19 protein-coding genes are annotated in these 18,704 nt (G+C 36.8%); 10 read left to right on the top strand and 9 right to left on the bottom strand.

Features of this window, described 5'->3' with window-relative positions; all coding sequences use genetic code 11:
* Positions 1–88 precede the first annotated feature (88 nt).
* From B8967_RS12075 to B8967_RS12065, 3 genes are all read left to right on the top strand, one after another.
* Positions 89–1,102, top strand: a complete 1,014-nt coding sequence (locus B8967_RS12075) for an NAD-dependent epimerase/dehydratase family protein (RefSeq protein ID WP_084086259.1) — start codon at positions 89–91, stop codon at positions 1,100–1,102.
* Entirely contained in the window at positions 1,099–2,868 is a 1,770-nt protein-coding gene (locus tag B8967_RS12070; RefSeq protein ID WP_084086258.1) for an AMP-dependent synthetase/ligase, read from the top strand. The genes B8967_RS12075 and B8967_RS12070 overlap by 4 nt, the downstream gene beginning before the upstream one ends.
* 148 nt (positions 2,869–3,016) lie before the next feature.
* A complete protein-coding gene (locus B8967_RS12065; protein WP_084086257.1) occupies positions 3,017–4,075 on the top strand; it encodes a diphosphomevalonate decarboxylase in 1,059 nt (352 codons plus the stop codon).
* An 86-nt stretch (positions 4,076–4,161) separates the two neighbouring features.
* Here the strand turns inward: B8967_RS12065 and B8967_RS12060 are convergent, their stop codons facing one another.
* Positions 4,162–5,103 (bottom strand): endonuclease/exonuclease/phosphatase family protein, encoded by a 942-nt coding sequence (locus B8967_RS12060; RefSeq protein ID WP_228406144.1) that lies wholly within the window; start codon positions 5,101–5,103, stop codon positions 4,162–4,164.
* Positions 5,104–5,369: 266 nt separating this feature from the next.
* Between B8967_RS12060 and B8967_RS12055 the strand changes: the two genes are divergently transcribed.
* Both B8967_RS12055 and B8967_RS12050 read left to right on the top strand, forming a co-directional pair.
* Positions 5,370–5,813, top strand: coding sequence for a nuclear transport factor 2 family protein (locus B8967_RS12055; RefSeq protein WP_084086255.1), 444 nt, complete (start codon positions 5,370–5,372; stop codon positions 5,811–5,813).
* A gap of 40 nt (positions 5,814–5,853) precedes the next feature.
* Positions 5,854–6,231 (top strand): SMU1112c/YaeR family gloxylase I-like metalloprotein, encoded by a 378-nt coding sequence (locus B8967_RS12050; protein ID WP_047487892.1) that lies wholly within the window; start codon positions 5,854–5,856, stop codon positions 6,229–6,231.
* Between the two features lie 3 nt (positions 6,232–6,234).
* Here the strand turns inward: B8967_RS12050 and B8967_RS12045 are convergent, their stop codons facing one another.
* A complete protein-coding gene (locus B8967_RS12045; protein WP_047487366.1) occupies positions 6,235–6,618 on the bottom strand; it encodes a DUF1634 domain-containing protein in 384 nt (127 codons plus the stop codon).
* A complete protein-coding gene (locus B8967_RS12040) occupies positions 6,618–7,448 on the bottom strand; it encodes a sulfite exporter TauE/SafE family protein (protein WP_047487368.1) in 831 nt (276 codons plus the stop codon). The genes B8967_RS12045 and B8967_RS12040 overlap by 1 nt, the downstream gene beginning before the upstream one ends.
* 85 nt (positions 7,449–7,533) lie before the next feature.
* On the opposite strand from B8967_RS12040, the gene B8967_RS12035 reads away from it, so the two are divergent.
* Both B8967_RS12035 and B8967_RS12030 read left to right on the top strand, forming a co-directional pair.
* The gene (locus B8967_RS12035) at positions 7,534–8,097 is read left to right on the top strand and encodes a DUF1543 domain-containing protein (RefSeq protein ID WP_228406142.1); all 564 of its coding nucleotides are present in this window, start codon (positions 7,534–7,536) and stop codon (positions 8,095–8,097) included.
* Positions 8,098–8,121: 24 nt separating this feature from the next.
* Positions 8,122–9,234: a 5-(carboxyamino)imidazole ribonucleotide synthase gene (locus tag B8967_RS12030; protein WP_084086254.1), complete on the top strand. Its 1,113-nt coding sequence runs from the start codon at positions 8,122–8,124 to the stop codon at positions 9,232–9,234.
* 162 nt (positions 9,235–9,396) lie between these two features.
* Here B8967_RS12030 and B8967_RS12025 read toward each other — a convergent pair whose 3' ends face one another.
* The 3 genes from B8967_RS12025 to B8967_RS12015 are packed head-to-tail and all read right to left on the bottom strand — an operon-like array spanning position 9,397 to position 12,797.
* Entirely contained in the window at positions 9,397–10,062 is a 666-nt protein-coding gene (locus B8967_RS12025; RefSeq protein ID WP_179140058.1) for an SH3 domain-containing protein, read from the bottom strand.
* 41 nt (positions 10,063–10,103) lie between these two features.
* Positions 10,104–12,227, bottom strand: coding sequence for a cation:proton antiporter (locus B8967_RS12020; RefSeq protein WP_047487375.1), 2,124 nt, complete (start codon positions 12,225–12,227; stop codon positions 10,104–10,106).
* A gap of 6 nt (positions 12,228–12,233) precedes the next feature.
* A complete protein-coding gene (locus B8967_RS12015; RefSeq protein ID WP_084086252.1) occupies positions 12,234–12,797 on the bottom strand; it encodes a hypothetical protein in 564 nt (187 codons plus the stop codon).
* Between the two features lie 188 nt (positions 12,798–12,985).
* Here B8967_RS12015 and B8967_RS12010 point away from each other — a divergent pair, with 188 nt between their 5' ends.
* Entirely contained in the window at positions 12,986–13,918 is a 933-nt protein-coding gene (locus tag B8967_RS12010) for an alpha/beta hydrolase (RefSeq protein ID WP_084086251.1), read from the top strand.
* On the opposite strand, the gene B8967_RS12005 is transcribed toward B8967_RS12010, so the two are convergent.
* On the bottom strand, positions 13,915–14,835 hold the full coding sequence (locus B8967_RS12005; RefSeq protein ID WP_047487383.1) for a DMT family transporter: 921 nt from the start codon (positions 14,833–14,835) through the stop codon (positions 13,915–13,917). The genes B8967_RS12010 and B8967_RS12005 overlap by 4 nt on opposite strands.
* A 244-nt stretch (positions 14,836–15,079) precedes the next feature.
* On the opposite strand from B8967_RS12005, the gene purE reads away from it, so the two are divergent.
* Positions 15,080–15,583 (top strand): 5-(carboxyamino)imidazole ribonucleotide mutase, encoded by a 504-nt coding sequence (gene purE, locus B8967_RS12000; RefSeq protein WP_047487386.1) that lies wholly within the window; start codon positions 15,080–15,082, stop codon positions 15,581–15,583.
* A gap of 190 nt (positions 15,584–15,773) precedes the next feature.
* Here purE and yiaA read toward each other — a convergent pair whose 3' ends face one another.
* Both yiaA and ahcY read right to left on the bottom strand, forming a co-directional pair.
* Entirely contained in the window at positions 15,774–16,166 is a 393-nt protein-coding gene (gene yiaA, locus B8967_RS11995) for an inner membrane protein YiaA (protein WP_084086250.1), read from the bottom strand.
* A 453-nt stretch (positions 16,167–16,619) separates the two neighbouring features.
* Positions 16,620–17,933 carry an adenosylhomocysteinase gene (gene ahcY / locus B8967_RS11990; protein WP_047487392.1) on the bottom strand — a complete coding sequence of 438 codons (1,314 nt, stop codon included), beginning with the start codon at positions 17,931–17,933 and terminating at the stop codon, positions 16,620–16,622.
* 167 nt (positions 17,934–18,100) lie between these two features.
* Here ahcY and B8967_RS11985 point away from each other — a divergent pair, with 167 nt between their 5' ends.
* Complete coding sequence (locus B8967_RS11985) at positions 18,101–18,631, top strand: pyridoxamine 5'-phosphate oxidase family protein (RefSeq protein ID WP_084086249.1); 531 nt, start codon at positions 18,101–18,103, stop codon at positions 18,629–18,631.
* Positions 18,632–18,704: the final 73 nt, after the last annotated feature.

The following is an 18,704-nucleotide window of genomic DNA, read 5'->3' as shown; positions in this document are numbered from 1 at the left end:
GTTTTTCAAAACATTTTTGCAGAAGAATGAAGAATTGCCGGATAGAAAATATTGTCATATTTTAGTCAGCAATCAAGTAACATAATTAATGGTTTTTGTAACGGGTGCTACCGGAATTCTGGGGAGAATACTTGTGTTGGAACTTCTTAAAAGAGGTAAGAACGTAAGAGCTTCCAAAAGACCGGGCAGCAATTTAAACGAAGTAAGGCATTCATATAGCTTTTATACTGAGAATCCTGATGATTTTTTTAATAAGATCGAATGGATAGATGTAGATTTTAATGATCTCAATACGCTTCAGGCCGCTTTAAAAGGAGTAGAAGAAGTGTATCACTGTGCCGCAAAAGTAAGCTTTCATCCCAAAGATGAAAAAGAAATGTACCATACCAATATCAAAGGGACAGAAAACCTGTTGTTTACCTGTGAAGGATCTGATGTGAAAAAATTTCTGCACGTAAGTTCTGTTGCCGTTTTGGATAATTTTAATGAAAAAGGGGAGCTGGATGAAGATTCTGATTTTAATCCGAAAATTGAACATTCTGCTTATGCTATTTCCAAACATCTATCTGAAATGGAAGCCTGGAGAGCTTCTGCAGAAGGACTCAATGTAGCTATCCTCAATCCGGGAATGATCATTGGAAGCGGAAACTGGAACCAAAGCAGTGGAGAGCTTTTTTCTACCTTTGCTGATAATGGTTTTACCTTTGCAGGAGGTTCAGCTTATGTAGATGTAAGAGATGTGGCAAATATTGCTATAGAATTGCTTGAGAATAATATTTTTGGAGAACGGTTTATCATTGTTTCTGAGAATAAAAGATTTACGGATCTTGCGAAACAAATCAGAACAAGGCTAGGTCTTAAAGATGCTAAAGTAATTCAGGAATCGCTATTGAATCTTGGAAGAATAGCTAATATACTTCTCGGATGGCTGATTCCCAAGCTGAAGATGGTGACCAAATCAAATATTGAAGCGATATCCTCATTCAACACTATTTCCAATGAAAAAATAAAAGATAAACTGAAGTATCAGTTTATTCCTGTACAAGAAAGTATAGACTTTCACCTGAACAATTATATTAACGACAAAAAGCTGAAGAAATGAATCTGGCAGAGGCAATTATCCTTAAAAATGTAGAAAAACATCCTATAAAAGCTGCTATAGGCTTTAAAAAGAAAGATGAGGCCTGGAAAGAGCTGAGCTGGCAGAAATTCAGTGAAATTATTTTTAAAACAGCCAATGCTCTGAAAGAAGCAGGAGTTCAGGAAGACGATAAAGTGGCTATTTATTCAGACAATTCTTCTGAATGGATGATCTGCGATTTGGCAGCAATGTCCATCGGAGCGGTGACGGTTCCCATTTATTCAACAAACAACGCCGAACAGGCTGAATATATCATTAATGATTCCGGTGCTAAGGTTGTCTTAGTAGGAAACCAGGCTCAGTATGACGCCTGTCTGGAGATTCTGCATAAAGAAGAGAATCATCTTGATACCATTATCATTTCCAAAAAATCGGTGTGGATCAAGAAAGAATTCAATAGTTTTTACCTTGAGGATTTTATAGCGAAAGCTTCTCCGACACTGGAAATATGTAAAAGAGAATATGAAGATACAGCTACGCTGATCTATACTTCCGGAACAACCGGAACACCTAAAGGCGTAATGCTTACCCATGGAAATTTTATCAAAGCCTTTGACTCACACTTTGAGTTTTTTAAGTTTAAAAACTTTGAAGAAGAACTTTCATTGGCATTTTTACCTTTAAGTCATGTTTTTGAAAGAAGCTGGAGCCTGCTGTGCCTTTATGGAGGTGCAAGGGTCTATTTCCTTGAAGACCCGAAAAATGTTGCTAAAGCACTGGAAGAAGTGAAACCTACCACCATGTGTGCGGTACCGAGGTTTTTCCAGAAAGTATATGCCGGAGTATTGGAAAAAGCAGAGGAAGGTTCATCATTTAAGAAAAAAATCTTTGACTGGGCCTTGAAAACAGGATGGGAAACTGCAGAATTGAGAAGAAATGAAAAAAGTATTCCTTTTGTGCTGAAATGTAAGGAATCTGTTGCAGATATGCTGGTCTTCAGTAAAATAAAAGAGAAAATGGGTGGCCGATTGTGGTTTCTGCCTTGTGGAGGTGCTTCCTTATCCCCTGAAGTAACCAAATTCTTTGAGTCTGTAGGAATCCATGTAACAGTAGGGTATGGACTGACAGAAACGACCGCTACTTTAACACTCTTCCCTTTGACTCATTTCGAGCATGGTACCAGTGGGAAACCATTGCCTGGAGTAGAGCTCAGAATTGGAGAAAGCGATGAAATTCAGGCTAAAGGAAACGGAATCATGAAGGGGTATTACAACAGACCTGAAGAGACTCAGAAAGTTTTTACCAACGACGGATGGTTCAAAACGGGTGATGCCGGGAAACTTGATGACAAAGGAAACCTGATCATCACAGACCGAATCAAAGATCTGATGAAGACGTCCAATGGAAAATATATTGCTCCACAACAGATTGAAAATCTTCTGACCAATAATAACTTTATACAGCAGATCATGCTGGTTGCAGAGGGAAGACAGTTTGTTTCCGCATTGATTGTTCCAAATTTTGAATTCCTGCAGGACTTTATCAAGAATAATAATATTCCTTTTACAAGCTGGGGAGAGATAGTAACCAACGAAAAGGTGATTAATTTTTATAAAGATAAAGTGAAAGAATTGCAAAGCCATCTTGCCGACTATGAGAAAGTGAAAAAATTCACCTTAATGCCGGCGGAATTTGACATCAATACAGGAGAAATTACACCTACATTGAAAGTCAAAAGGAATGTAGTCCTTAAAAAATATGCAGATATTATTGAGAAAATGTATTAATTGTATAGATACTTTATTTTTCAAAAATCCCTGGTTTTCACGTATATCCTAATGAGAGGCGTAAGAATTTTCCTTCTCTGAAAAGGGGACAAATCGAGGATTTGACGGAAGCGTTAGAAAAATCAAGTCTTATTACTTAAAATAAACGATGACAACACAAGAATTTATAGGAAATCCAAACTTTACGATTCAATCACAAACTGTTTCAGAAAGCTGTCCATCTAATATTGCCCTGATTAAGTATTGGGGAAAATATGAGAATCAGATTCCTGCTAATCCGAGTATCAGTTATACTTTAAACCACTGTAAAACGAATACTTCCATGGAGTTTGTAGCTGCTGAGCCTTTTTCTGTGCAGACTTTTCTGGCAGGAAATGAGGAAGTGAAGTTTGCCGAAAAAATTGAAAAATATTTCAAAAATATTGAGCAGTATTTACCTTGGATCTTAAAAGGAAAATATATTATCAGAACAGAAAATACATTCCCGCACAGTTCAGGAATAGCGAGTTCAGCTTCAGGATTTGGAGCTATTGCTAAATGCCTGATGACAATGGATGAAATGTTTACAGGAAAAACTTCTGAAGAAGGATCCTTAAGAAAGGCTTCATTCTTAGCCAGGTTAGGAAGCGGAAGCGCATGCAGAAGCCTATATAACGGATTGGTGGTTTGGGGAGAAACAGATGAGGTTGAGAATAGTTCTGATCTATTTGCTGTACCTTATCCGGATCATGAGATTCACGATACTTTCAAAAGCTTTAATGACTGGGTTTTATTAATCCATGAGGGGCAGAAAAGTGTTTCTTCTACAGTGGGACACGGTTTAATGAAGACCAATCCATATGCAGAAAGAAGATTTCAGGAAGCAAGAGAAAATTTTGTTCCGATGAAAGAGATCCTGAAAAGTGGAAACATGGACCAGTTTATTAAATTGGTTGAACATGAAGCGCTTACTCTTCATGCGATGATGATGATGAGTGATCCTGCTTTTATTCTGATGAGAACCGGAACACTGGAAGTGATCAATAAGATTTGGGATTTTAGAAAAGAAACCGGATTATCTTTATTCTTTACGCTGGATGCCGGGGCCAATGTTCACCTTTTATTCCCAAATAACGGAACTGAAGATAAAATAAAAACATTCATTGAAGAAGAGCTGCTGCAGCACACCCAGAAGAATGGAGTAGTAAAGGATGTGATGAGGTTTTAGAACCGAAATACAATATTGATAAAAATCAGCCTCAAAAATAGAATTGTGCAAAACCCTGTTAATTTTATTTTTGAGGCTTTTTATAATTAGTCCTCCGTTACAATTGTATCACGATCTCCATTCTCTTTTATTCCTTCCTGTATCATTTTTTTAGCTTCAGTTTGTTCATCGGAAGTAGCAGTCTCTATAAGCTCTTCTTGTTCATCATTGTGATGATCAATAAAAAATTCACAATACACAGGAAGATGGTCAGATCCGAAATTTTCCAAAGTTTTAAGATCCTTGATGAAAATATCTTCACTATGGAACATCAGGTCTATGGGGAATCTCAAAAGACGATATTTTGCATGAAAAGTAGAAACAAAAGAATGTCCGATTCTCGGATCAATCAGATGACTTGTTTTTCTAAAAAGTATGGACGATTTTGACCATGCAACATTATTAAAATCACCCACTACAATTACGGGCTTTTGAATGTCTTTCACACACTGTGCCGTGCTGAGAAGATCGCCGTCTCTTTCTTTTGATGTTTCTTCTTCCGTAGGGCTAGGTGGTGGTGGATGAACACCAAAGAACACAAAGGAAAAGCCATTATCAGTGGTCATATGAATTTCAATACTGGGAATATCATCGGCTACAAAATAATGGGTTTCTGCATGTTTTATTTCAACTTTGGAGTAGAAATGCATTCCGTAAGTATTTTCAAGAGTTACTTTATGTTGGTAGGGATAATCTTCTTCAAGAGTCCTCATAGCTTTTTCCCAGTCTCCATTACTTTCCATTGTCATGAAAAAATCCGGACTGTATTTTTTAATAAGGCCTAGAAATCTGTTGTATTCTTTATTGAACTGATATACATTGGCAGAGATAAAATGTAGCTTTTCAGAAGATACACGGCGCTGTCTGTGCTTCTTTACGGGATAAAGTGGTGTGTATTTAATTAATGTATGGCTGTGATGAATAAATAAAAGCACTAAAAGTCCCTGGTAGTACAAGAAATATTCTGACGACTCAATCAGGAAACCCATTATGAATGTGATGGATATAAGATAAGTTATCTGTATTTTAGCAAACTCAGGAACCCGAAATATCCAATGAGAGTTTTGAATCTTTGGAAGTAGGGTTAGAACGACTAAAAGTATGGCTAAAATTATATAAACAATCCACATAGTAAAAATCAACGGATAAAATTAATTTATTTTTTGAAGAAAACAAGTGCTGCACATTTAAACTTTGTGGATAAGATGCTTTTTTTTCATATTTTTATTTGTTCGTTTTATCTTATCAAATTATTATGAAAAATAAAATAGCCTTAATTCTTTTGGTAATCAGTACTTTTTGTTTTGGTCAACAGAATCAGGACATTGAGAAACCTATCCGAAATTTGTTTCTTGGCATGAAGAATGCGGATCCTGAGCTGCTGAAATCTGCCTTTTCAGAAAATGCAGTTCTTCAGACGATAGCCAAAGACGGAACCGTAAAAAATGAAAGTATTCAGGATTTTATAGCATCTGTTTCTAAATTTTCAACAGGAGACCTGGAGGAAAGGATTCTAGTAGATGCTGTGCATACAGATGGAAATCTGGCAAGTGTATTCACCCCTTATTCTTTCTACCTGAAAGGCAAATTTTCCCATTGCGGAGCCAATAGTTTTCAGCTCGTAAAACAAAATAGCGACTGGAAGATTCAGTATGTTATCGATACAAGAAGAAAAGACAATTGCAGAGAAATAAAATAATAAAGCCTAATTATACAACGATTAAAAAATATAAATGAAGATGAAGATCCATCATATTGCAATTATCTGTTCAGATTATTCCGTTTCAAAGAAGTTTTATACGGAAATTTTAAATTTAAATATCATCAGGGAAGTCTATCGTGAAGAAAGACAGTCTTACAAACTTGATCTGGCGATTGGAGATCATTACGTTATTGAGCTGTTCTCTTTTCCTGATCCGCCCCAGCGCCCTTCACGCCCTGAAGCTTGTGGCCTGAGACATCTTGCCTTCTCTGTTGAGAATGTTACAGAAAAGCGTAATGAATTAGTACATAAAGGATTAAATTGTGAAGAGATCAGGATCGATGAATTCACAGGAAAAGAATTTTTCTTTACCCAGGATCCGGACCAGCTGCCACTGGAGTTTTATGAAATATAAAGATTAGTGAGCGTACCCTGCAAAAAAGCTTACAGCCATTATGGCCAAAACAATAGAGGAAATGACTACATATACGTAGTCTTTTTCTTTTAGGTAACCTATTAAAGCGAAGACGATCCTCATTAAAGGAGTAAAGATCAACAAAAGGATTCCCAGCTGAATAATAGCCATTCCTTCCCCTTTGCATAAAGAAGTCCAAAAATGTCCCCATACCTTTTCTGAAGAGTTGCCAATATCCAGAGAGGTGTATTTTTTGGGCATTTCAAAACCTTCGGTAAAAAGCTTGATGAAACCGACCAATGAAGTAGCCACAGATAGAATAACACCTAGTCTTAGAAGATTTCCTACGGAACGGTTCAGATCTACGTCTGTAAAATTCTTTTTCATTATCTGAAGCTTTTATTGATACCGTTATACATCATATAAATGGAAAGGATCGTAATCACAATGGCAAAAAATACTTTTAGTTTTTTAGTTTTTGAAACCATCAATGTTTTTGAACCAATAAAACTTCCTATGACCACACCTATCAGTACGGGAGCTACGATAACCGGGATGATTTCTCCTCTTTGAAAATAAATCAGGGCACTGGCTACTGCCGTTACTCCAATCATAAAATTACTGGTGGTTGTAGAAACTTTGAAAGGCAGTTTCATCATATTGTCCATAGCCAAAACTTTCAAAGCTCCGGAACCTATTCCTAAAAGTCCGGACATGGCGCCCGCAAACATCATCATCAAAAATCCAGGAACTGTATTTCTTGCAGAATAGCTTTTTAAGATTCCTTTATCAGGAAAAGTTCCGTAAAGTTTTAACTTGTCTTCGAGACTTCCTTTTATGAGTGGTTCCTGGTGGTCAGGTTTTCCTTTAAGATTTAAAACAACCGTCAGAAGCAGAATACTTGCGAAAATAATTCCAATGGTATTGGGATTAAGCATTCCTGAAACTAAGGCTCCGATAATAGCCCCTGCCGTGGTGGCAATTTCGAGGAACATCCCGATTCTCATGTTGGTAAAACCTTCTTTTACAAAGGCTACTGCTGCACCGGAAGAAGTCCCGATCACCGAAATGAGGGAAGCGCCGATGGCATAATGCATTGGAACGCCAAAACCCAGCGTTAATAAAGGAATGATGATAACTCCCCCTCCTAAACCCGTAAGTGAACCTAAAAGACCAGCGGAAATTGCGCCAAGGAAGAGTATGATGATTTCTGACATACTACAATTAATGTTACAAATATAAAATTATTGTAGTAGTCTGCCAAACATTTGAAAAAGATAAATTTAACGTATTTTTGTATGCATGAAAAATGAATTGAAATTATTTTATGTTATCCTGGGGGCTACGCCTAAAGGAAGAAACATTGAACAACACGATGTATTTTTCGGAATTGCCGAAAGCCTTAAAGATTTGGTTCCGGATATGAAAGACTTCTGGAAGGAAGCAGAAGGTAAGATACATATTGATTGTCATCAGGAGGTTAAGTTTGCAGATGGATATGAACTACAGATTGTTGAGAAAGGAGAAAAGGCATCTGAAGAACAATTGTATTTTCTTAATTTAGGAGGATATAAGAAAGGTTTTTTTGAAGAATTTCATGAACAGCATCTGATGGTTGGCTCATCTATGGGAGAGATTATTAAGAGGGCAAAAGCCACCGAATTTTATCAGACGATGGGATTTGAAGGAGCTGTAAGCCATGTAGATGATAAACATGGAGTAGATATCGATGATATCTTCAATGTGAATGATATCCTTCCTCTGAAAATGAAAGAAAAATATTCTATAGTTCTTAAAAAAACTGAGGCAGAGAATCAGGAAAACCCAATGGGACTTGGATACTTAAAAATTGATAAAGTTCAATAAGAATAAATCTAATAAAAATAAAAAATGAAAATAGGAATTCTGGGAGGCGGACAGCTGGGAAGAATGTTGATACAGAGTGCTCTGAAATATGATGATGAGTTTTATACATTGGATCCTGCATCTGATGCACCATGTCATAATATTTCATATTTCACACAGGGAAACTTCAATGATTATGAAACGGTTCTGAACTTCGGAAAAGATAAAGATGTGGTTACCATTGAAATAGAACATGTGAATGCGGATGCTTTGGCAGAACTTGAAAAGCAGGGAATAAAAGTAGTTCCTAATGCGAGTATTATCAAAACCATCCAGCAAAAAATCCTTCAGAAAGAATTTTATAAAGCTTACGATATCCCAAGCCCTGAATTTCAGATTGTGTGGAACAATGATGAAAAAATCATAATGCCCTTACCGTTTGTTCAGAAAATGAATACGGGAGGTTATGATGGAAAAGGGGTACAGGTGATCAAAACGGAAGATGATTACCAGCATCTATGGAAGGATGCCTCTGTGATCGAAAGCCTTGTGGATATTGATAAAGAATTATCTGTAATTGTAGCCAGAAATGAAAAAGGAGAAACCAATATTTTTCCTGTAACGGAAATGGTTGCTGATCCCAAGTTGAATCTATTGGATTTTAATGTATGTCCGGTTCTTCTTACTGAAGATGTTCAATCTCAGATTGATTCTATTACTGAGAAATTTTTAAATGCTGTTAATTCTCCGGGATTATTTGCTATTGAATTGTTCTTAGATAAAGAAGGAAAAATTTGGGTTAATGAAACGGCTCCAAGACTGCACAACTCGGGACACCAGAGTCAGGAAGGAAATACCAATTCACAGTTTGAGCAAATGTACCGTGTGGTAAAGAACTTACCATTGGCGGATACAGATGCTATTACCTATAGTGGTATGCTGAATCTGGTAGGAGCAGAAGGATATGAAGGAAAAGTAGTATACGAAGGAATGGAAGATGTCCTTAAGTTACCAGAAACCTACATCCATTTATATGGAAAAACCGAAACCAAACCTGGAAGAAAAATGGGACACATCAATGTGTTGGCAGATTCCAGAGAAGAGCTTATGGAAAAGCTTGTCATGGTGAAAGGAATGGTGAGAGTGATTTCAGAATAACTTAAGTCTCAAAAAATATAAAAAGGAAGCGATTTCTATCTTTGAAATTGCTTCCTTTTTTCTTTTAGTTCTAAGTGCTCTTATGACCTGGGAAATCATCGTGTTGAACACAATGCATTCAATAGGAATGGATTTTTACCGTCTAAATCTATAATGGATTCATTAAAAAGGAATCTCCAAAGTTCTTCCTTTATATTCCCCTTTCTCAATAGTGAAAAGGGCTACATAAGTACCGGCACCATCAGAATTTAACATGGATATGTATAAAATATCATTGGTACGGTCATAATAACAGGTTGTAGATTTATTATTGATCTCGAACAGATTCTCAATCTCTTTTGCAGGAATTTGAATGATTTTGTTTCCCATTTGTGCAGTAATAGAAATATAGTGTGTCTTAGGAATGGTACCGTCTATTCCCCAAATTTGCTGCTCTTTATAGAAATCTCCATACAGTGTTGAAGAAAAATCTTTTTCATTTTCCTTAAAATTAAATGTTCCGGAAACAATATTTACTTTAATATTTCCTGACTTAAAGATTGCTTTGTTTGCATCACGTACAGTGGGGGGAACAGCCTGATAAGATTTTATATATTTCAGTCTTGAATTGTGAATGTAACCATTGCTTACATTAGCCCAATTCTTATTGTCATCTTCAAATATATAGACGATTTCATCCGAATTGATCTTTCCAATGATTTTACTGTTGGCATCTGCATTTTCCCTTACATTTACATAGCCGTCCTTATCTACAATCTTTGCAAACTGCGCAAAAGAAAGCTGTACCCCTAAGGTTGCTGTTAAAAGGATTATCTTCTTTGTTTTCAATATTGTTTTAAAGACTAAAAGCATGGCTAAACTAGCTGGTATTATTTAAAGATATTCTGAATCACATTTCCTATTTCCACAAAGTCTCCATGGTTTCCTACGGAGCGTATTTCGGGGCTGTTTTTATCATATTCTGAGAATGGAAAAATCAAAAGATAATTATTGTCACTCAGATTTCTGTTTAAAAGTTCAGGAATTAATCTCATTCTCGGAATATAAGACTTCATACCGCGTTTGGCCATCAAGATAATTAAAGCTTCATCATCTTTAAGCTGGGCAGCTGTTTTTTCACCGTCCTGCCATGTGCTCATGATAATGAATTCTGCTTCTATACTGGCTTTCTTCATGATTTTCTGAAGAATATCAATAATGTTTTCAGGGGCATAAAAAACCATTGTTGCCCCGGAATTTCTGGCAATATTCCAAACCCTTAAAAGTGCATGGAAGAATCCAGCATCTTTATGGGCATTTTCAGGAATCATCACAGCATACCTTTTGATTGTAGAGAGAGGCTGTGCTGCATGGTATACCAATATATTCACATCATCATTCTGAAGGTAACCATTGTATAGATTATAGACAAAAGACGGGGAGAATCCCTTCTCATCTTCTAATCCAATAATAAGATCTGTAATCTTCTGTTCTTTAATTACGTTGTTGACCCCATTGATAACATCATTGTCGTACCTTTTTAAAGCCTGTAATTTCACATCTGCCGCTGCTGCCGCATCTGTAGCCTGATGAAGAAGTTTTTCCGCATTTTTTACAGAAGATTCATTCTTATCTTCATTAATTACATTTAAAGCAAACAGGTCTTCCGTGTTAGAGTGGGCTTTTATGAGGATTCCAAGATTGACCATTCTTTCAACAGTTTCTTCATGGTTGATGGCTAACAGTATATTTTCATCTTCATGGCTGTTCCCTGAAACGGTATCTTCATTATCCGTTTCTGCAATTTTCTGGGCACTTGCCATAGAAATGAAAGAGGAAATGGTACAGGAAATAAGAATCAGTAAAATACTTCCGTTCAGTACATGCTCGTTCAATAATCTTACGGGTTCTCCAGTCTCGGTTTCGGAGAGGATAATGTTATAACCTACCATTACCGATGCCAGTGTGGCGGCCGCTGAAGCAGAACTTAGTCCGAAGATCAGTTTTCCTTCTTCTTTAGTCAGTCTGAAAGTTTTTTGAGTGGCTACAGCGGAAAGATATTTTCCTCCAATGGAGGCTACAAGCATAATTCCGGCTACCTCCAGCGTTTCCCAGCTTTTAAAGAAAACCTTAAAGTCGATCAGCATTCCAACACTGATCAGGAAGAACGGAATGAAGATCGCATTTCCTACAAATTCAACTCTGTTCATCAAAGAAGAGGTGTGAGGGATAAGCCTGTTTAATGCCAATCCGGCAAAGAATGCACCGATAATAGCTTCTACACCGGCTAGCTCAGCAAGCATAGCGGCCAGATAAATCATGACCAGTACAAAAATATATTGCGAGATTTTATCATCCACCCTTTTGAAAAACCAACGTCCGATAATAGGGAATACAATAAGTACAATAAGGGCAAAAACCACAAAAGAAACTGATAGTTTCACCCAAAATTCAGTGCCTACATCTCCCTGTGACATTCCAACGATTACAGCAAGAACCAATAAAGCCAGAATGTCTGTAATCATTGTTCCTCCAACGGTAATATTAACGGCCTTATTTTTTGCAATCCCCAATTTACTTACCAATGGATAGGCGATAAGGGTATGAGAAGAAAAAAGACTGGCAAATAATATCGAAGTCAGCATCGAGAAATGAAGGAGATAATAACCGCCTAAATATCCTAAAACAAATGGAACAGTAAAGGTATAAAGTCCAAAAGTAAGGCTTTTCCATTTGTTCTTTTTAAAATCACCCATGTCGATCTCCAGTCCGGCCAGAAACATGATGTAGAGGAGTCCGGTAGTTCCCGTAACTACAATGCTGCTGTCCCTGGACAGTACATTGAAACCATTAGGTCCTATTATGGCTCCGGCAATGATAAGCCCCAGCAGATGTGGAACTTTAATTTTATTCAATAATAGTGGCGCTGCAAGGATAATGACCAGTACCAACAGGAACTTCAGTACCGGATCTTCTATAGGAAGACTCAGATTATGTATACTCAATAACATCATAGGTGCTTATTTTGTGGAACGTACTAACTCAACAGAGAACTTGGCACTGCAGCCATCAGAAGTAATGGTTCTGGTTCCCTTGATTTTGTTATCGGAAATATCGTTAAGAAGGACATTCATTTCTACATTCTTTTTTGCCGTAGAATCTGTCTTAAAAGATAATTTGATCTCATTATTTTCAAACTTACCGGCATAAAGTCTTACCAGATTGTTATTGTTGATAATTTTTGTGATCGGCTGGGTAGAATCATTATCGAATTCCCAGATATCTGTACGCTGATCACCTACCGCATAATCACTGCAGTTGGATTCTGTACAGATTACTTTTCCGTTCCATGATCCTGAAATTTCTGCCGGCCATACTGCTATTTTTACCGAATCCTTTTTAGCAAAAACACTGTCTCTCATTTTAAGAAGTGACTGATATTCGGATTCTTTTTTTGCGAATATCTTCTCCTTTTCGAGCAATTGTTTTTCTCGGTCTGTCAGATTTTTTTCTTTTTCTTTAAAGTCACAGCTGATCAAAAGTAAAGAGGCTGCCAGAAGGACAAAAAATGTGTTTTTTAGCATATTGTGTAGGTTGAGTATAACAATATAAGGAAAAAAGGGGAAATGTGAAAAATATCCTCAGGTAAAAGATGGCTTCCTTACAATATAATAAATAAAACATTGGTGGTTTCCCTGTCATTATTTGTTCATAATAGTTATTACTTTTGAGTAATGGGAATTATTTGATTTAGGAACTAAAAATTTAAAAAATGAAAAATATTTTTCTTTTCCTTTTCTGTGCAGTCAATATGCTATTGGCACAGGAAGCAAGCTCCGCTAAGGATAAGCTGCAATCTGTTTTGCTTTGGAAAAAAATTCCGGATGGACCAGGCCCAGCAGGTGAAAATAAAGTATCCCCAAAAGGTTCATTAACTCATATTGCTGTTCCCCAATTAATCATTCATGAACCAACAAATCCCAATGGAATTGCCATATTGGTGATAAGTGGGGGAGGTTATGCCCATATTGAATCAGGATCAGAAGGTTATCCGACCGGAGAGTGGCTGAAGTCACTGGGAATTACAGCATTTGAATTGGAATACAGGCTTCCCGGAGAAGGATGGACAAGTAATATGGTCCCATTTCAGGATGCTCAGCGCGCGTTAAGAATAATCAGAAGCAATGCGGACAAATATAAAATTGATCCCAATAAAATAGGGGTACTGGGATTTTCTGCGGGAGGACATTTGGCAGGATATATTTCCTCTACGTTTAATACAGCGTATTATTCGCCACAGGATGCTATGGATTTAGTTTCGGCACGACCTAATTTCACGGGTATGATTTATCCCATCGTATCTATGTTGCCGCCTAACAATAATACCCATTCATTTAAATCTTTATTAGGAAAGAATAGTGATGCAGAGAGCGAAGCCAAACTTTCAGTTGAAAAACAAGTGGGACCTCAGACGCCGATGACCTTTTTAGCACAATCTGAAGACGATCCTATTTCTCCGGTAGAAAACAGTATTCTCATGTATCAGGCACTGAAAAATAATAAAGTTCCTGCAGAAATGCATTTATTCCAGTCAGGGGGCCACGGTTGGGGGTTAGGTAAAAAAGGGACTAATACTGAAGAATGGCCGAAATTCTTTTTAAACTGGCTAAAAATAAATGGGTTTTTAAAAAATGGAGACCATTAGATGCTTGCCGCTTTTTCTATCTTTTTCTTTTTAAACATTTCAGGTCTGTAATTGATAATAAAGACACCACAGATAATTAAGGCCGTTGCAATAATAAATTTAAAAGAAATCTTTTCATCCATAATCAGCCATCCTAAGAAAATAGCAATAATAGTATTGATATAGGCAATAATAGAAACCTGTACCGGAGAGATCTTTGTTAATGCATAATGGAATGCAAAAAAGGCAGCTACCGAGCCAAAAACAGAGAGGTATAACATAGCAGAGATGCTCTTTAAAGTCCAGTTTTCAAAGTTGTAATTTTCTGAAAAAATAAAGGCGAAAATGATCTGAACAACTCCCGCAAAGAGAAACTGATAAAATAGGTTCAGGGTGATATTTCCGCTTTGAATATTCATTTTTTTGGTAAAGATTGTTCCCGAAGCCCATCCTGAAATAGCACAGAAAAGGAAAATCATTCCTGTCCTGTATTGGGGGTTGGCAAGATCTTTAAGGCCGTCCCAGAACACAAAAAGTATACCGCTGAAACATATCAAAACACCAGCCATAGCCCTAAAACTGAATTTTTGCAGGCCAATGGCAAGACTTCCTAAAAATACCAGAATAGGAGCACAAGCACTAATTAGAGAAGCCAGACTGCTGGTAACACTTTCTTCAGCTACTGTAACCATTCCATTGGCTATAACCAGCATTAGGGAAGCGAAAATAACTTGATACCCCAGATTTTTCCATCCAATCCACTTAAATTCCTTTCGGGAAAGGAGAATAAATAGCATGATAATAGAAGCAAAAAGTTGACGGATTCCTGCAACAAACCACGCGGGAATAGTTTCTACTGCGACACGAATGGCTAAAAATGTAGTTCCCCAAACAATAGCAACAGTAAAAACGGCAAAAATGAGTTTATAATCTTTCAAGGGTAAATAAGGTGTGATTGACAAATTTACCGGTTTTTAAATAAACGGGATGGGCACAGTTAGTGTAATTTTTACTGATACAGATCTGTATTTAATGAATTTCTGCCTCTATTTTAAATGTTGAATATGATGAATAGGGAGTAATTAATTCTTTTTGATTTATATTTTTTTATTATTGGCTGATGACTTAAATTTTAACAAGAGGTTTTAATTTTTTATCTTTGAGGATCTAATAAAATTGAAGATGGTAGGAATTATTATGGGCAGTCAGAGTGATCTGCCAATCATGGAACAAGCTGCAAATTTTCTGAAAAGTCTGGATATTCCATATGAACTGACCGTTGTTTCGGCACATAGAACACCGGAAAGAATGTTTGAGTATGCGAAGACGGCTAAAGAAAGAGGCCTGAAAGTAATTGTTGCCGGTGCAGGAGGTGCTGCACACCTTCCCGGAATGGTAGCAAGCTGTACCACACTTCCGGTAATAGGAGTTCCTATTTTATCCAGTAATTCTATTGACGGATGGGATTCTGTACTGTCTATCCTTCAGATGCCTGGTGGAATTCCGGTAGCCACTGTAGCCTTAAACGGGGCTTTAAATGCAGGGATTTTAGCGGCAAAGATTTTAGGAAGTGCAGATGCTCAGATAGCTGAAAATCTTCAGAAATATCAGGATTCTTTGAAAGATAAAGTACTGGGAACTGTAGATGATATCAAAGCACAGCATCCTAATCATTTTGATCAATAGTTGTAACGGACTTATAATATTCAAAAGCCTCACTGAAAAGTAAGGCTTTTTGTTTTTTAATAAGTTTTTGAAGAAACAGTGTCATTTTTAATGAACTGTAGAATTTTTTTTGATAATGAGATTGCGTGAATCAGGTATACATCAAAAAAGATAAATAAAATACTTTCCACATAAAAATGGAGAGTTTTTATTAGTCCTGAACCATATTGTCTCTTGTATTTTTCTGGACGGAGATGGCTCCAAAAAGTGCCAGTAGAAACGCAAAGGCATAGAACCCTTTTTCACTTGGAAGTATGGTGGCATTCCAAAGTCCTACCGCCAGTAATACAATAGATGATAGTGTTGCAAACCAACAGATCCCGTAATAAATATCTGTTACCTGAATATTCTCTAATCTGTCACGGACTGCTTTCTGAAGAGAAACAACCGCAAATAGGCCATAGAGCAGGATTGTGAAATAATATCCTTTTTCGTTCAACAGCATTTCAGCTCTTGCAAGGCCTACAATATAGCCGACCATTCCTGCTCCCAATGCTACCCAGGATGCAGCGATGAATGCATTCGAGACTTTTTGTTTTTTCATAGATTAATGTTTTATTTAAGAAGGCTAAGATATTCATTTTTTATAAACAGAGCTCTAGGAGAGAGAAAATATGGGCAAAATACGGTGAAATACATTCATTAATTTTTATGTTTTGGCTAAAGCCAGTTTGATTTTATTCTATCGTGAAAACGGACTAAAGTCCGTTCCTATTGAATATTTATAAGGATTATTTAACCCTGAATCCCACACTCCATAATTCACACCTCATAAAAAACTCCCCAAATTGGAGAGCTCTTATCTTATTGAGTGATATATTTATAATGGTACTGAACGAAAAGATTTCCATCTGACCCTTTTCCTATAACTTATACAGGTAATCCTGAGTCATTATACAGTACTTTTTGCTTGCAAAAATAAGGAATGCTCAGGAGGTCTAAATAAAAAATCCCACTATTTGGAATAGTGGGATCATATTATATTTTGATGTAACTCTTAGTATCTGTAGTACTCAGGTTTGAATGGTCCTTTTACGTCCACACCGATGTACTCAGCTTGTTCTGTAGAAAGAGTTTCAAGCTCTACGCTTAATTTTTTAAGGTGTAAAGCAGCTACTTTCTCATCTAAGTGCTTAGGAAGCATGTATACTTCGTTTTTGTAAGCCGCAGCGTTGTTCCATAATTCGATCTGAGCCAAAGTCTGGTTAGAGAAAGAGTTAGACATTACAAAACTTGGGTGCCCTGTTGCACATCCAAGGTTTACCAGTCTTCCTTCTGCTAAGATAATAACTTCTTTTCCTTCGATAGTATAGATATCAACCTGAGGTTTCACTTCAGATTTAGTCTGACCGTAGTTTTTGTTTAACCAAGCCATATCGATTTCGTTATCGAAGTGTCCGATGTTACAAACGATAGCTTTGTCTTTCATTTTAAGGAAGTGCTCTCCTCTTACGATGTTAAAATTACCGGTTGTAGTAATGATGATATCTGCATTATCTACTACAGTATCTAATCTTTTTACTTCATATCCATCCATAGCAGCCTGAAGTGCACAGATAGGGTCAATTTCAGTAACCGTAACAATAGAACCAGCTCCTCTGAAAGAAGCAGCAGTACCTTTACCTACGTCTCCGTATCCACAAACTACCACTCTTTTTCCAGCTAACATAACGTCAGTAGCTCTTCTTACAGCATCTACTGCAGATTCTTTACATCCGTATTTGTTGTCGAATTTAGATTTAGTTACTGAATCGTTTACGTTGATAGCAGGCATTACTAAAGTTCCGTTCTTCATTCTTTCGTACAATCTGTGTACTCCGGTAGTTGTTTCTTCAGAAAGTCCTTTGATATCTTTTGTGAATTCAGGGTATTTATCAAAAACCATATTGGTTAAATCTCCACCATCATCCAGAATCATGTTTAATGGTTTTCTGTCTTCTCCAAAGAATAAAGTCTGCTCAATACACCAGTCAAATTCCTCCTCATTTAATCCTTTCCAAGCATATACCGGAATTCCTGCAGCAGCAATAGCAGCAGCAGCGTGATCCTGAGTAGAGAAAATATTACAAGAAGACCAGGTAACTTCAGCTCCTAAAGCTACTAATGTCTCGATAAGCACAGCTGTTTGGATTGTCATGTGAAGACATCCTGCAATTCTTGCTCCTTTAAGTGGCTGAGATGGTCCGTATTCTTCACGGATAGACATCAGGCCTGGCATTTCTGCTTCTGCAAGAGTAATTTCTTTTCTTCCCCATTCTGCTAGGGAAATGTCCTTAACTTTATAAGGAACGTATTGTGTTGTAGTACTCATATGTAATGAATAGTTTTTAAATTCAATTGATAATGAAATGCAAAATTACAATTAATAATTAAGATAAAAAAACGGCAGCCTGAGTTCGGATTTATGAGATTAAACATGGCTTAAAATTATTTAGTCTTAATATAAATAACTATTTTTATCTCATAAATAATACCTTAATGAATCATACCAATACCCAAGACGAATCTCAAAGAAAAGCAAAACCCGTTGCTCCAAAAGTAAAAGAGCTTATAGAAAGAAGTAAAAGTGTAGTTCTGGCCACCGTAGATGCGGAAGGAAATCCTAATTCCAGCTATGCCCCTTTTGTACAGGATGGTCATACATTCTATATTCTGGTATCTTTTATGGCGAGACATACCAAAAATCTTGCAGAAGGAAGAAAAACCTCAATGATGTTTATTGAAGATGAATCTGCTACCAAACAAATATATGCCAGAGAACGTCTGACTATTGAAGCTACAACTTCTCAGATAGAAAGAGACTCTGAAACATGGAATAATGTAGTTACAAAATTGAAAGAAGCTCACGGAAAAGTAGTGGATGTCATTTCTGAAATGGGTGACTTTATTTTGATTGCTTTACAACCGGTAAAAGGATCTTATGTAAACGGGTTCGGAAGTGCTTACTTTGTAGATTCCAATCTTGAAATTATTGAGCATAGAAATGATGTGAACCATCAGTCTAAATAAATAAGAAGAGGGATGAAATTTGATTACCCTTGGCAAGGTTTCAAACCTTGCCAAGGGTATTTTTTTGCATGGA

It is taken from the genome of Chryseobacterium sp. YR221 (assembly GCF_900176315.1).
Lineage (GTDB): Bacteria > Bacteroidota > Bacteroidia > Flavobacteriales > Weeksellaceae > Chryseobacterium > Chryseobacterium rhizosphaerae.
Note: the sequence above shows the minus strand (reverse complement) of the source record. Positions and strands in the feature narration are given on the sequence as shown.

Excerpts from the sequence above, each read along its gene's own strand:
- B8967_RS12075 (WP_084086259.1), top strand. The coding sequence starts at position 89 with ATGGTTTTTGTAACGGGTGCTACCGGAATTCTGGGGAGAATACTTGTG.
- B8967_RS12070 (WP_084086258.1), top strand. The coding sequence starts at position 1,099 with ATGAATCTGGCAGAGGCAATTATCCTTAAAAATGTAGAAAAACATCCT.
- B8967_RS12065 (WP_084086257.1), top strand. The coding sequence starts at position 3,017 with ATGACAACACAAGAATTTATAGGAAATCCAAACTTTACGATTCAATCA.
- B8967_RS12060 (WP_228406144.1), bottom strand. The coding sequence starts at position 5,103 with ATGGGTTTCCTGATTGAGTCGTCAGAATATTTCTTGTACTACCAGGGA.
- B8967_RS12055 (WP_084086255.1), top strand. The coding sequence starts at position 5,370 with ATGAAAAATAAAATAGCCTTAATTCTTTTGGTAATCAGTACTTTTTGT.
- B8967_RS12050 (WP_047487892.1), top strand. The coding sequence starts at position 5,854 with ATGAAGATCCATCATATTGCAATTATCTGTTCAGATTATTCCGTTTCA.
- B8967_RS12045 (WP_047487366.1), bottom strand. The coding sequence starts at position 6,618 with ATGAAAAAGAATTTTACAGACGTAGATCTGAACCGTTCCGTAGGAAAT.
- B8967_RS12040 (WP_047487368.1), bottom strand. The coding sequence starts at position 7,448 with ATGTCAGAAATCATCATACTCTTCCTTGGCGCAATTTCCGCTGGTCTT.
- B8967_RS12035 (WP_228406142.1), top strand. The coding sequence starts at position 7,534 with ATGAAAAATGAATTGAAATTATTTTATGTTATCCTGGGGGCTACGCCT.
- B8967_RS12030 (WP_084086254.1), top strand. The coding sequence starts at position 8,122 with ATGAAAATAGGAATTCTGGGAGGCGGACAGCTGGGAAGAATGTTGATA.
- B8967_RS12020 (WP_047487375.1), bottom strand. The coding sequence starts at position 12,227 with ATGATGTTATTGAGTATACATAATCTGAGTCTTCCTATAGAAGATCCG.
- B8967_RS12015 (WP_084086252.1), bottom strand. The coding sequence starts at position 12,797 with ATGCTAAAAAACACATTTTTTGTCCTTCTGGCAGCCTCTTTACTTTTG.
- B8967_RS12010 (WP_084086251.1), top strand. The coding sequence starts at position 12,986 with ATGAAAAATATTTTTCTTTTCCTTTTCTGTGCAGTCAATATGCTATTG.
- purE (WP_047487386.1), top strand. The coding sequence starts at position 15,080 with ATGGTAGGAATTATTATGGGCAGTCAGAGTGATCTGCCAATCATGGAA.
- yiaA (WP_084086250.1), bottom strand. The coding sequence starts at position 16,166 with ATGAAAAAACAAAAAGTCTCGAATGCATTCATCGCTGCATCCTGGGTA.
- ahcY (WP_047487392.1), bottom strand. The coding sequence starts at position 17,933 with ATGAGTACTACAACACAATACGTTCCTTATAAAGTTAAGGACATTTCC.
- B8967_RS11985 (WP_084086249.1), top strand. The coding sequence starts at position 18,101 with ATGAATCATACCAATACCCAAGACGAATCTCAAAGAAAAGCAAAACCC.